This window comes from Pseudoxanthomonas sp. F37 (assembly GCF_022965755.1).
Lineage (GTDB): Bacteria > Pseudomonadota > Gammaproteobacteria > Xanthomonadales > Xanthomonadaceae > Pseudoxanthomonas_A.
In genome coordinates this window covers 3,658,149-3,670,200 of record NZ_CP095187.1, presented here as the reverse complement: position 1 = coordinate 3,670,200, position 12,052 = coordinate 3,658,149, and the positions used below count along the sequence as shown (strand labels likewise).

The 12,052-nt window shown below is 69.1% G+C and carries 12 protein-coding genes; 2 read left to right on the top strand and 10 right to left on the bottom strand.

The window, feature by feature from the left end:
• Position 1: 1 nt before the first annotated feature.
• Positions 2–1,057, top strand: coding sequence for a type 1 glutamine amidotransferase domain-containing protein (locus tag MUU77_RS17090; protein ID WP_245089474.1), 1,056 nt, complete (start codon positions 2–4; stop codon positions 1,055–1,057).
• Between the two features lie 7 nt (positions 1,058–1,064).
• On the opposite strand, the gene MUU77_RS17085 is transcribed toward MUU77_RS17090, so the two are convergent.
• From MUU77_RS17085 to MUU77_RS17040, 10 genes are all read right to left on the bottom strand, one after another.
• The gene (locus MUU77_RS17085) at positions 1,065–1,709 is read right to left on the bottom strand and encodes a DUF4124 domain-containing protein (protein WP_245089472.1); all 645 of its coding nucleotides are present in this window, start codon (positions 1,707–1,709) and stop codon (positions 1,065–1,067) included.
• Positions 1,706–2,440 (bottom strand): DUF4124 domain-containing protein, encoded by a 735-nt coding sequence (locus MUU77_RS17080; protein ID WP_245089470.1) that lies wholly within the window; start codon positions 2,438–2,440, stop codon positions 1,706–1,708. The genes MUU77_RS17085 and MUU77_RS17080 overlap by 4 nt, the downstream gene beginning before the upstream one ends.
• A 60-nt stretch (positions 2,441–2,500) precedes the next feature.
• On the bottom strand, positions 2,501–3,064 hold the full coding sequence (locus MUU77_RS17075; RefSeq protein WP_245089462.1) for an L-threonylcarbamoyladenylate synthase: 564 nt from the start codon (positions 3,062–3,064) through the stop codon (positions 2,501–2,503).
• Between the two features lie 17 nt (positions 3,065–3,081).
• Positions 3,082–5,580: a DNA topoisomerase I gene (locus MUU77_RS17070; RefSeq protein WP_245089458.1), complete on the bottom strand. Its 2,499-nt coding sequence runs from the start codon at positions 5,578–5,580 to the stop codon at positions 3,082–3,084.
• A gap of 210 nt (positions 5,581–5,790) precedes the next feature.
• Entirely contained in the window at positions 5,791–6,786 is a 996-nt protein-coding gene (locus MUU77_RS17065; protein ID WP_245089455.1) for an RDD family protein, read from the bottom strand.
• 20 nt (positions 6,787–6,806) lie between these two features.
• Positions 6,807–7,691 (bottom strand): RDD family protein, encoded by an 885-nt coding sequence (locus tag MUU77_RS17060; protein WP_245089452.1) that lies wholly within the window; start codon positions 7,689–7,691, stop codon positions 6,807–6,809.
• A gap of 47 nt (positions 7,692–7,738) precedes the next feature.
• The gene (locus MUU77_RS17055; RefSeq protein WP_245089449.1) at positions 7,739–8,461 is read right to left on the bottom strand and encodes a pilin; all 723 of its coding nucleotides are present in this window, start codon (positions 8,459–8,461) and stop codon (positions 7,739–7,741) included.
• A 26-nt stretch (positions 8,462–8,487) separates the two neighbouring features.
• The gene (locus tag MUU77_RS17050) at positions 8,488–8,961 is read right to left on the bottom strand and encodes a DUF494 family protein (RefSeq protein WP_142123186.1); all 474 of its coding nucleotides are present in this window, start codon (positions 8,959–8,961) and stop codon (positions 8,488–8,490) included.
• On the bottom strand, positions 8,958–10,136 hold the full coding sequence (dprA, locus tag MUU77_RS17045; RefSeq protein WP_245089446.1) for a DNA-processing protein DprA: 1,179 nt from the start codon (positions 10,134–10,136) through the stop codon (positions 8,958–8,960). Before dprA ends, MUU77_RS17050 begins: the two co-directional genes overlap by 4 nt.
• Before the next feature lie 78 nt (positions 10,137–10,214).
• Positions 10,215–11,339 carry a LysM domain-containing protein gene (locus tag MUU77_RS17040; RefSeq protein WP_245089443.1) on the bottom strand — a complete coding sequence of 375 codons (1,125 nt, stop codon included), beginning with the start codon at positions 11,337–11,339 and terminating at the stop codon, positions 10,215–10,217.
• A gap of 132 nt (positions 11,340–11,471) precedes the next feature.
• Between MUU77_RS17040 and def the strand changes: the two genes are divergently transcribed.
• On the top strand, positions 11,472–11,984 hold the full coding sequence (gene def / locus MUU77_RS17035; protein WP_245089440.1) for a peptide deformylase: 513 nt from the start codon (positions 11,472–11,474) through the stop codon (positions 11,982–11,984).
• Positions 11,985–12,052: the final 68 nt, after the last annotated feature.

Here is a 12,052-nt window from a genome sequence, read left to right as displayed (position 1 = left end):
GATGGGACGCTGGATCAAGTGGATCGCGACGGCGTGTGGTGCGCTCGTCCTGGTGGTATGCATCGTCGGCTTCGCGTACATGCGCGCACTGGACCTGGACAGCCAGCCCGCCGCGGAAGCGCGAAGCACGGTGGCCGAGCTGGACTTCATGCGCAACGCGGTGGCCGGGTCGCGTGGCCGCATCCTCGCCGTGGTCACCAGCACGTCGCACTTTCCCGATGGCGGAAAGAAGGCCGGCTTCGAGCTGACCGAACTGGCGCGCGCGTACTACGTGTTCCTGGCCAATGGCTACGAGGTGGACATCGCCAGTCCCCGCGGTGGCCTGCCGCCGATGCGGCGGGATGACGAGGACATGGTCCCCGCCGACCATGCCTTCCTCAACGATGCCGGGGCGCGGCGGAAGCTGGCCGCGAGCCTGCGCGTGGCCGACGTGGATGCGTCGCGTTATGACGCGGTGTACTTCGTTGGCGGCAAGGGCACCATGTTCGATTTTCCCGACAATCCCGGCATCCAGCGCCTGGTGCGCCAGGTGTACCAGAGCGGCGGCGTCATCGGCGCCGTCTGCCATGGGCCGGCAGCGCTGCTCGAGGTGACGCTGGACGACGGCGAGCCGCTGCTGCGTGGCCGTCGCGTGGCGGCCTTCAGCAATGCCGAAGAGCTGTTCCTGATGGAGGATGCGCGCGCACGGTTCCCGTATCTCCTTCAGGACCGCATTCTCCAGAAGGGTGGGCGCTACGTGGAAGGCCCGATGTATCTGGACAACACGGTCGTCGATGGCCGCATCGTCACCGGGCAGAACCCGTGGTCGACCTGGTCGACGGCGGAGGCCATGGTGCGTGCGCTGGGCCATGTCCCGGTCACCCGGGCGCCGGGACGCGACGAGCAGGCGGTGCGGGTGATGGCGGCCTACCACCGGCACGGCATCGCCGCCGCGCGCAAGGTGCGGGCCGCCCTGCCCGAGGCGGACAAGCGCCTGTTGCTGATGCACGCCTTGGTCGCGGCCATGCAGGGGCGTGCGGGCGATGCGTGGCATCTCCAGGCGCTGGCGCTGGGCTGACGCGGAACTACTCTCCGCAGTCGCTTTCGGACAGGATGCGCGCCACCCGCTGGTACTCGGCGCGGTTCCTCTCGACATTCTCGCGGCGCGCGAAGCGCCAGGCCACTTCGGTTTCGTCGCGGCGCTTCCTCCACGCATCGCACAGCGCACCGTCCGGCACGCGGGCGCAAGTGTCGCGCACCACTTCGCAGGCCTGGCCCGCGCCGCCCTGCGGGTTGCCGTCCAGTCCGGTCGTGCGCAGCGCGACGCAGCGCGAGGCGGGCTCGCTGTCCTCGGTGACGTAGGTGTCCTTGTCGTAGGTGGTGCACTGGAACAGGACCGGTGGCGGCAGTCGGGGCGCATCGGCCGCGGGTGCGGCGGGTGCGGGCTCCCGCGTCGTGGGGCTGGACGGGGTGGCCGGGGGCCTCTGCGCGGCAGCCGGGGGCGCAGCCGGGCTCGCCGGCGCCATCGGCACCGTGTTGACGCCAGGCAGGGTGCGCTGCTCCTGTTTCATGCCCTTGGGGCACGGTGCGTTCTGCAGCGTCAGCGCGCCGCTGGCGTCGGTGCAGCGATAGATGACGACGTCGCCAGCCCGTGATGCGGGCGCGATGGCGGCGCCAAGGACGATCGCCAGCGCCAGGCGGCGGGCATAGGAAGCGGGGATGCGACTCATGGGTTCCTGCAGTCGTTGGCGATGCGCGCGTCGATGTCGCGCTGTTCCAGATCCAGCGCGCGCCGCTCGCTCGACATCGCGCTGCCGTAGCGCCGGAGTATTTCATACCGGCGGTCGGACAACCGTGCGCAGACTTCGGATTGCGGCAGTGCGTGGCAGGTGTCGCGGATCCATGCGCCGCCCGGTGCGTACCCGGCGCCGCCGTGGCCCGGCCGGGGCGGATGGGGCGGGCGTGGCGGTCGGGGATCGCCGCTCTGGAACGACAGCGTGCCGTTGCCGATGGAGAGGTTGCCCGACACGCTGGCGGAACCCGTGTGGCGGTCGCGTGGCCATGCAGGGGTGCCGAGCGACCAGTACGGTATCCAGCGCGGATTGCCCTCGCCATCGTCGCTGGTGTAGGTCTCGCCTTCGGGCGTCACGCACTCGTACAGGGGGCGGGGCGGGGTGACATACACCACCTGGACGGTGGTGTTCGCGACCGGTGCGGCCGGCGTTGGCGGCGGTGGGGCCGGCGGCGCGGACGGCGCCGGATCGCGCGGGCGCTGCATGGTGCGGACGTCCTGCTGCTCGCCCTTCAGGCAAGGGGAGTCGCGCAGCGTGAGCGCGCCGCTGGCGTTCGTGCAGCGGTAGATGGTGACCTCGGCGGGGACGGCCGCTGGCTTCGCCGGCTGCGCGGAGGACGGCGTCGGGATCAGGAAGACCGGCAGCAGGAGCAGGGCAAGGCGCGGCATGCCGCCATGGTGCGCGCCTGGACAGGGGATGGAAAGCCGGGCGCCGCGGGCGGCGCGCCGCTATTCACGCAGCGCTTGGCCGGTCAGTGCGTCGCGGATGGCGGTGGGACGGGCCAGGCCGCCGGTCTGGCCGGGCACGGTGGCATCCACGCGCGTCAGCAAGGCCGGGTCCAGTGCGCCGTAGTCGCTGACCGCGGGCCGGCCGCTCAGGTTCGCGCTGGTGGACACCAACGCACCGCCATAGGCCTGGCACAGGCCGACCACGGTGGGGTGCCCGCTGACGCGCACGGCGATGCCGCGATGCTGGCCGGTGATCCAGCGGGGTGCCTGCGCGGTCGCCGGCATCACCCACGTGTAGGGCCCCGGCCAGCTGGACAGCACCTCGGCCAGGCGGTCGGTGGGAACGGCGGCGAAATCGATCAGCGGACGCAGCTGTTCCAGCGTGGCCGCGATCAGGATCAGGCCCTTCTCCACCGGCCGCTGCTTGATCGCGAGCAGGCGGTGCACGGCACCCTCGTCGAACGGATCGCAGCCCAGGCCCCATACGGCCTCGGTGGGATAGACGACGATGCCGCCGCTGCGTATCACTTCCGCGGCTTCTTCGATGGTCCGTTCGATGGGCATGGCGCGTGCGTCGTCCGTCAGAAGGGCGCGTCGTCCCCGGCCGCGGCCTTCTTGGCCACTTTCTTCGCCACCTTCTTGGCGGCCGCCTTCTTCGTGGCCGTCTTCTTGGTGGCCTTCTTTGCCACCTTCTTGGCGGGCGCCTTCTTCGCCGCCCCGTCGGCCTTCACCGCCGCCTTCGCCGGGGCCTTCTTCGCGGCGGCTTTCTTGGCGCCGAAGCCGCGGCGCACGGGCTTGCCGGTTTCTTCCAGCAGCTTCTGCACCTCGTCCAGCGTCAGCGACGCCGGCTCGCGGTCCTTCGGGATCTTGCCGTTGAGCTTGCCGTCGCTGATGTACGGGCCGAAGCGGCCGTTCAGCACCTGGATGTCGCTGCCGTCGAATTCCTTGATGATGCGGTTGCGTGCGATCTCTTCCTTCTCTTCGATCAGGAACACCGCACGCGCCAGGTCGATCGTGTACGGGTCGTCTTCCTTCTTCAGCGAAGCGTAGGTGCTGCCGCGCTTGGCGAACGGGCCGAAGCGGCCGATGCCCACGCTGACCTCTTCGCCCTTGTCCTGGCCCAGCTTGCGCGGCAGCTTGAACAGCTCCAGCGCGTCTTCCAGGGTGATGGTGTGCATGGACTGGCCGGGGCGCAGCGAAGCGAACTCCAGCTTCTCGTCGGTGTCCTTGTCGCCGATCTGCGCGTACGGCCCGTAGCGGCCCAGGCGCACGCTGACCGGCTTGCCGGACTTGGGATCGGTGCCCAGCTCGCGTGCGCCGGTGGCTTCGCTGCGGTCCACGGTTTCGGCCTTCTCGGCCACCAGTTCCTTGAACGGGCCCCAGAACTTCTCCATCAGCGGGATCCACTCTTCCTCGCCACGGGAGACGGCGTCCAGCTCGTCCTCCAGCTTGGCGGTGAAATCGTAGTCCACGTATTGGGTGAAGTGGCCGGCCAGGAACTTGCTGACCGCGCGGCCCACGTCGCTGGGCTTGAAGGCACGGCCTTCCATTTCCACGTACTTGCGGAAGATCAGGGTCTGGATGATCGAGGCATAGGTGGAGGGACGGCCGATGCCGTATTCCTCCAGCGCCTTGACCAGCGCCGCTTCGGTGAAGCGCGGCGGCGGCTGGGTGAAATGCTGGTCGGCGTGGATGCGGTCCAGCGGCACGCTGTCGCCGGGCTTCATCGGCGGCAGCTTGCGGCCTTCGTCGTCGTCCTCGGCGTTCTTCTGGTCCTTGCCTTCCTCGTACACGGCCAGGAAGCCGGGGTCGACCACGGTGGTGCCGCTGGCGCGGAAGCTGTGCTGGCTGCCGGCGGCCAGGTCGACCGACACCGTGTTGAGCGTGGCCGGCACCATCTGGCAGGCGACGGCGCGCTTCCAGATCAGATCGTACAGCTTGCGCTCGTCGTCGCTCAGGTGCCTGGCGACCTGCGCGGGCGTGCGCAGCGCGCTGGTCGGGCGCACGGCTTCGTGCGCTTCCTGCGCGTTCTTGGACTTGGTGACGTAGACGTTGGGCTTGTCGGGCAAGGCCTGGGTGCCGTAGTCGCGCGCGATGACGTCGCGGATCTCGGCCAGCGCTTCGGCGGACAGGCTGACCGAGTCGGTACGCATGTAGCTGATCAGGCCGACGGTGCCTTCCTCGTCGCCGATGTTGACGCCTTCGTACAGCTTCTGCGCCACCTGCATGGTCTTGCGGGTGGTGAAGCCGAGCTTGCGCGAGGCTTCCTGCTGCAGCGTGGAGGTGGTGAAGGGAGGCGCCGGACGACGCTTGCGTTCCTTGCTGCTGACATCGGTGACGTGCAGCGAGCCCTGCGCGGCCTGCTGGATGCGCAGGCGCGCGGCTTCGGCGGTGTCGCCGTCGGTAACGGTGAACTGTTCGAACTTCTGCCCGTCGAGCTTCGTCAGCTTGGCGGTGAAGGGCTGGCGCGGATGCGCGCACTCGGCTTCGATGCTCCAGTATTCGCGGGCGACGAAGGCTTCGATCTCCTCCTCGCGCTCCACGATCATGCGCAGGGCGGGCGACTGCACGCGGCCGGCGGACAGGCCGCGCTGCACCTTGCGCCACAGCACCGGCGAGAGGTTGAAGCCGACCAGGTAATCCAGCGCGCGGCGCGCCTGCTGGGCATCGACCAGGTCGCCGGCGATCTGGCGCGGCTGGGTCATGGCTTCCTTGATGGCGCGCGGCGTGATCTCGGTGAACACCACCCGATGCAGCGGCTTGTCCTTCAGCAGGCCGCGTTCCTTCAGGATCTCGGCGATGTGCCAGCTGATGGCTTCCCCTTCGCGGTCCGGGTCGGTGGCCAGGAAGATGTCGTCGGCGCCCTTGGCGGCCTTGGCGATGGCGTCGACGTGCTTCTCGTTCTTGTCTATCAGGTCGTAGCGCATCGCAAACCCGTTGTCCGGGTCCACCGCTCCTTCCTTCGGCACCAGGTCCCGGACGTGGCCATAGGACGCCAGGACGGTGAAGTCCTTGCCGAGGTATTTGTTGATCGTCTTGGCCTTGGCGGGCGACTCGACGATGAGCAGGTGCTTGGGCATGTCAGGGGTTCAGGGGAGTTCGGGTGGGCCGTCCGGGGCCGGCTAGGGTGGCCCAAATGCGGGCGCCAGAGAAGCGGACGCCCGGGGCGCGGGCCCCGGGCGTTCAGATTTCCTATTTATAGTGGTGTCACGGCCGCCCCCGGCCTGTCAAGCCGGCACACCCGGGGCCGCCCGGGTTCCGTGACCCGGGTCGCGGCCTGGAACGGTGGCTCAACGGCCCATCGAGGCCAGTGCGGCGAAACCCACCACCATCAGGATGAAGACACCCACGAGCAGCACGCCGCCCAGGATCAGCACGACCAGTGCCACCGTGCCCAGCTCTTCGCGCTGGCGCTCGGGCTGGGCGGTGAAGGCCCACTTGTCGACCACCAGGGTGTCGCAGACCATGTCGTGCAGGGCCTGCTTGCGGGCCGTGAAGGCAGCCATCAGGTAGCCGATGCCGATCAGGATGGCCGACAGCAGTGTGGCCCAGTAGCGGCCGAATCCGCGCAGGAAGGAAATCTTGTCGCCGTCGGTGCGCACCACTTTGATGCCGATGGCGAGTTTGCCGGGCGTGGCCATCAGCCCGGCGGCAGAGTGGAACCAGCCGTAGGCGAGAGCCGAGAGCACCCAGGAGATGCCGCTTTCACCCGGATTGAACGCATTGGCCGTGCCGGAGAACCCGCCGGCGAAAGAGCTTCCCAGGCCCAGAAGTCCGGCGATGATAGCCGCCACGATTCCTACCGGGATACCGATGGCGAAGGCATCGATGATGCTGGCCGCCACGCGCTTCCAGAAACCTGCGTAGACCACATGGCCGTCCTGCACCGGCGCCGCAAAACGGGTGCCGGCTATCTCGGCCCGGGGCGCCGCATACGGCGATGCCGCAGTGGCCGCAGCCGCGACGGCACCCACCGGGCCCGTCTGCGCAGGGGTGTGCTGAGCGTAGCTGGGCTCACTGGCCGTGAAGACCGCGCGTCCTGTCAGTGGCCGCTCGACCACCGGTTCGGCTGCGGGCGCGGGGGGCGGGGGCGCGGCGATGGGCGCGGGGCCGGCCAGGCCGAGTTCGCTGCCGAGTTCGCCCAGCGGCGTCCACTGGCCCATGCCTTCGCGCCAGGCCAGCGAGGCATCGTTGAGCGCGCCGCTGCGATGCAGCTTCACCAGCGCATCCTGTGGCACCGGGCCCTGGCGCTGGTGCAGGTTGTCGACGTAGTACCACTCGGTCATGCAGGGTCTCCGTGGCTCTTTCAGGATTGCAGGGCCATCGGAATGACGATGGCGGCGATCACGGCGATGAACATCAGCCCGTACAGCACGCCGGCGATCGCCAGGATGACCTTGGTGACGGTGCCCAGCCCGCGCTGCTGCCAGTCCGGATGCGCCGTGTACGCCCAGCGGTCCACCACCAGCGTGCCCACCACCATGTCGTGCAGGCCCTGCTTGCGTTCGGTGAAGGCGGCGATCAGGTACCCGATGTACAGCGTGATGTAGTTGAGGAACACGGCCAGCCACCGCAGCAGCGCGCGGCCCAGGGTCAGGCGGCGGCCTTCGGTGTCGGTCACCTTGATGCCGACCGCCATCTTGCCCAGCGTCGCCTGCTTGCCCGACGACTCGAACCCGGCGTAGTACGCCGCGCTGATCACCGGGTACAGCAGGTAGACCAGCGCCATCATGCCGAACATCGCGGCCATGCCTTCCGTGCTGTCCTGGTTACGCAGCAGCAGGCTGCCACCGACGCCCAGCACCACCACGGCGACGATCAGCACCAGGTAATACGCGAAGCCCACCACCATCGAGTCGATGAACAGGGCGGCCAGGCGCCGCCAGAAGCCGGCCAGCACCACGTCGCCACCGGCGACAGGCGGCTGTTCGGAGGCGAGCTGGGCCGTCGGTGGCGCGTAGGGCGCATCGGCGGCGGGCAGCGCGGCCGGTTCTGCCGGCATGGCCGGTGCGCCAACGGCGATGTCCAGCTCGGACGCCATCGATGCCAGGGGCTGCCATGTCTCCATGCCGTCGCGCCAGACCAGCGAATGGGCGGCCAGACGTTCCGCCCGGACGTGTCCGGCCAGCTCCTCGGCGCTGAAAGGCCCCTGCCGCTGCCCTTCGGCATCGGCGTAATACCAGTGCGTCATTCCTTCATTCCCCGGTGCAGGGCGTGGCGTCGCCACGCCGACGTCGATCAGCCGCGGCAGTCCAGCGGCAGCCACTTGTCGTCCACTTCCGACGAACAATGCCACTGCGCGTTGTCGCTGCCCATGTCCCACCAGAGCTTGCGCCCATCGATCTGCGCGTTGCCGGTGTTGCCCAATTCCAGTTCCAACCCGCACGTGCCGTCATCGAACTCGCCGATGGTGGCGCGGGTGACGTAGGTGCCGGCGTAACTTTCGGGCGTGCCGAAATCGCCTTCGCCGTTGGCCGGGCAGCGGCCCTGGTCGAGACGGAACATCTGCACATCGGCCTTCAGCGCCTGGACCTCGGCATTGGCCTGGACGATCTTGGCGCGCACCGTGTAGTCGTTGTAGGCCGGGATGGCGATGGCGGCCAGGATGCCGGCGATGCCGATGCACGGCACCACCATGACGGCGGCCACGATCAGCGCGATCTTGCCGCCGGACATGCCTGGCTTGCGTGCCGGCGCTACCGGCGTGCGCGGCGGCGAGGGTTGCGCCAGGGGCGGCGCGGCCGGCGGTACCGGAGGCGGCGCGGGGGCCGCCTCCACCGGCGCCGGATCCAGGCCCAGTTCGTCGGCGAAATCGCGCAACGGCCCCCATTGCGGCAGACCTTCGCGCCAGACCAGATCGCCCAGCGCGATGCGCCCGAAACGGTAGTGCGTGACCAGCTCGTCCGCCGTCACCGGACCGTGCTGTTCACGGTTCCGGTCGGCGTAATACCAACCCGACATGCTTCCCCCTGAAGCGGATCAACGCCTCAGTGTACCGGTTCGGGCTCGTCGGCAAACATCTGGGTTTCCATCCAGGCGTAGGCGGCCTCCGAGCCCGGCTGGTTGAACAACACCATCAGCACGACCCATTTCAGGTCGTCCAGGTCCAGTTCGTCCTGGTCCAGCGCCATGGCGCGGTCCAGGACCAGTTCGCGCTGGTCCGCGTCGAGCACGCCGTGCTGCTCCAGGAACAGCAGGAAGCCGCGGCACTCCACGTCCAGCTTCTCCAGCTCGGGACCATGGAAGACCCGGGTCGGACCGCCCACGCGGGGGGTGGAGGCGGCCGGCCGCTGGTCGGCCAGCGCGTCGAGCCAGTCGAAGGCCTTGCTGATTTCGGCGGGGCTGAAACCGGCCTGGATCAGGCCGTTCTGGAGAGAGTCGCGGTCGCGGACCGGGTCCGCGTCTTCGGTGAAGTAGTGTTCGAACAGGTACAGCAGTACATCCAGGATGCTCTCTTTCATTGCCCCTCGGCCTGCGTCGTGGACGCTGTGGAGGTGAAGAAACCGGTCTTTCTCTGGTATCGGCCATGCTCGGCCGTTACTAAGCCATCCAGTTCCATGACCAGCAGCATGGAGGACAGTTCCGCGGCCGTCAATCCAGTGCGTGAGACGAGCTGATCCATACCTGTAGGGTCATGGCCAAGCCCCTCCCACAATCGCTGGTAGTCAGGATCGAGGCGGAAGGGCGTCTCGCCGTTGCCTGCGATTGTCGGGGATTCAGTCTCCCCCAGCCGCACGCGCAGCGCATCGGCCAGGTTGGCGGCCAGCGGCACCAGCGCGGTGATGATCTCGGTGGCCTCTTCCACCAGCGCCGCTCCCTCACGGATCAGCCGATGGCAGCCGCGGGCCCTGGGATTGTGGATCGAGCCGGGAATCGCGAACACCTCGCGACCGGCCTCGCCCGCCTGGCGGGCGGTGATCAGCGCGCCGGACTGCTCGGCCGCTTCCACCACCAGCGTGCCCAGGGTCAGCCCCGCCAGGATCCGGTTGCGGGCGGGGAAGTGGCTGCGCACGGCAGGCGTGCCGGGGGGATGCTCGCTGATCACGGCCCCTTCGCGCGCCAGGCGTTCGCGCAGCCGGTCGTGGGCGGGGGGATAGGTGAGGTCGGGGCCGGTGCCGACGACGGCGAAGGTGCTCCCTGGCCCGCAGGCCAGGGCCGCCTCGTGCGCCGCCGCGTCGACCCCGCGCGCCATGCCGCTGGCGACCACGATGCCCGCCGCCGCCAGTGCGCGGGCGAAGGCGTGTGCGTTGTCGCGGCCGCCACTGGTGGGCGTGCGGCTGCCCACCACCGCCACTGCCGGTCGCCACAGCAGGGCAGGGTCACCGTCGATGAAAAGCGCCAGCGGCGGGCTGGAGAGGGTGCGCAGCGGTGGGGGATAGTCGGGGTCGAGCCAGCCCACCAGGTGATGGCCGGGGACCTGCAGCCAGTCCCGCGTGCGCGCCAGGGCTTCGCCGGTGGCCGGGTCCTGAAGCGCTGCGATCTGCGCCGGGTCCAGCCCGGACGCCCGCCATGCGCCGACGCCCGCGGCGAGGGCCGCCGCAGGCGAGCCGTGGCGGTCGAGCAGCTGTCGCCGGCATTGGGCCGGGCCACCGGCCAGTACCAGCCGGGCCAGGGCGATCGCGTCGTCGAAGGACATGCGGCCAGCGTAGGGGCCAGACGACGACGGCGCCCTCGGGCGCCGTCGCGGTGTTGCGTAGGATTTGCCCGACCCGGGTCAGTAGGTCGCGTCGGGGTGCTTCAGCTCGTAACCCACGCGGGTGGCTTCCACGCCTTCCATGACCAGCGCGTAGCTGACCTTGTCGAAGGTGCGGAACACCATGGCGTGGCTGGCGTATTCGTCCGGCAGGGTCACGCGGCCCGCGCCCGACTTCGGCGACTCGCTGATGCGCGAGGATTCCGGGTGCGCCATGCGGTTGGCGGTGTGGCTGCCGTTGCGCCAGACCGAGAACACCGTGCCGTTGTCAACGCCGTCCAGGCGGCCGCCGGAGATGGCGATGACATCGCGCGGGCCGCCGGAGGTGAGGGCATCGGCCACGGCCAGCACACGCAGCTTGCCGGCCGGATCGCGGGCGGGCGGATGCGGGAAGAAATGCAGGTCGTACGGCTGCGCATCGACGGGGATCAGGCGGTCGCCGACGCGGATCTCATGTCCGCCGATATCGGCCACCAGCGTGCTCACCTCGGTGCCCGGCACCACGCCGCGGGTGAAGGTGGCCACGTTCACCTTGACCAGTTCGTAGCCCAGGAACGCGCCCTTGCCGGTCTGCTCGGTGACGTCCTTCCAGATGTCCACTTCGCCGCGGATCGTCCTGCCGCGGAAGTCCAGGTCCTGCGCGCGCGGATTGTCGGTGAAGCGCGCGCTGGGACGGACCACCGTGAAGCGCTGGCCGGGCTGGGCGCCGTCCAGGCCGCGCACGTAGATGTTGTGGCCACCGGAACTGCGCAGGCGGTCCTCGTCCAGGCCGGCCACGTGCGGCAGGCCCTCGAAGCTGTCCACCACGCGGCGGTCCTTCAGGAACGGCTCGATGTCGGACAGCGGGATGGCGTTCAGCGGCGCTTCCTCGCGCGGGCCGGGCTGCACCGCCACGCGGTCCAGGTAGGCCAGGCTGATCACGTCGCCGGGATAGATGAGGTGCGGGTTCTGGATCTGCGGGTTGGCCTGCCAGATCTCGGGCCACAGCCACGGCTTCTTCAGGAAGCGGGCGGAGATGTCCCACAGCGTGTCGCCGCGCTTGACCACATAGGTGTCGGGATGGCTCCCCGCCATCTCGGCGGCAGCCGCATAGGTGCCGACGGTCAGCACCGCGACGGCGAAAACCGTACGAAAACATTTAAACATGGCGGTATCTACCTGATTCCCCGACAGGTGGTCCGCACTATAGTCCAGAAAACCCGGCGCAACGCAAGCGCCCGCGTTAGAATTCGTGAGGCCTTGCCGGATTCCACTGGCGCCCCCATCCCGAGACGTACCATGGCCCTGCTCCCCATCCTCGAATTCCCCGACCCCCGCCTGCGCACCAAGGCCGTGCCGGTGGAGGCTGGAAACGTGACGACGCCCGACTTCCAGCGCCTGCTCGACGACATGTTCGAGACCATGTACGACGCGCCGGGCATCGGCCTGGCCGCCAGCCAGGTGGACGTGCACCAGCGTTTCATGGTGATCGACATCAGCGAGGAAAAGAACCAGCCCCAGGTCTTCATCAACCCGGAGCTGAGCGACAAGGCGGGCGAGCAGGTGTACCAGGAAGGCTGCCTGTCCGTGCCCGGCATCTTCGCCGACGTGACCCGCGCCGACGAGATCACCGTGCGCTTCCTCGACCGCCAGGGCCAGCCGCAGGAGTTGCGGGCCGACGGCCTGCTGGCCGTCTGCATCCAGCATGAGATGGACCACCTGGATGGCAAGCTGTTCGTCGATTACCTCTCGCCGCTGAAGCGCGAGATGGTGCGCAAGAAGCTGGCCAAGCAGCGCAAGCACGTCGCCTGAGGCGGCGGGGCGCAGGCGGGAACGGCACCGGGCATGACGGTCCGCTGCCGCTCCGGCGGTCCCGTCGC

Bases quoted from the DNA above. Each gene is read 5' to 3' on its own strand.
- MUU77_RS17040 (WP_245089443.1), bottom strand. From the start codon at position 11,339: ATGTTTAAATGTTTTCGTACGGTTTTCGCCGTCGCGGTGCTGACCGTC.
- MUU77_RS17070 (WP_245089458.1), bottom strand. From the start codon at position 5,580: ATGCCCAAGCACCTGCTCATCGTCGAGTCGCCCGCCAAGGCCAAGACG.
- MUU77_RS17055 (WP_245089449.1), bottom strand. From the start codon at position 8,461: ATGTCGGGTTGGTATTACGCCGACCGGAACCGTGAACAGCACGGTCCG.
- MUU77_RS17085 (WP_245089472.1), bottom strand. From the start codon at position 1,709: ATGAGTCGCATCCCCGCTTCCTATGCCCGCCGCCTGGCGCTGGCGATC.
- MUU77_RS17060 (WP_245089452.1), bottom strand. From the start codon at position 7,691: ATGACGCACTGGTATTACGCCGATGCCGAAGGGCAGCGGCAGGGGCCT.
- def (WP_245089440.1), top strand. From the start codon at position 11,472: ATGGCCCTGCTCCCCATCCTCGAATTCCCCGACCCCCGCCTGCGCACC.
- MUU77_RS17075 (WP_245089462.1), bottom strand. From the start codon at position 3,064: ATGCCCATCGAACGGACCATCGAAGAAGCCGCGGAAGTGATACGCAGC.
- MUU77_RS17050 (WP_142123186.1), bottom strand. From the start codon at position 8,961: ATGAAAGAGAGCATCCTGGATGTACTGCTGTACCTGTTCGAACACTAC.
- MUU77_RS17090 (WP_245089474.1), top strand. From the start codon at position 2: ATGGGACGCTGGATCAAGTGGATCGCGACGGCGTGTGGTGCGCTCGTC.
- MUU77_RS17065 (WP_245089455.1), bottom strand. From the start codon at position 6,786: ATGACCGAGTGGTACTACGTCGACAACCTGCACCAGCGCCAGGGCCCG.
- MUU77_RS17080 (WP_245089470.1), bottom strand. From the start codon at position 2,440: ATGCCGCGCCTTGCCCTGCTCCTGCTGCCGGTCTTCCTGATCCCGACG.
- dprA (WP_245089446.1), bottom strand. From the start codon at position 10,136: ATGTCCTTCGACGACGCGATCGCCCTGGCCCGGCTGGTACTGGCCGGT.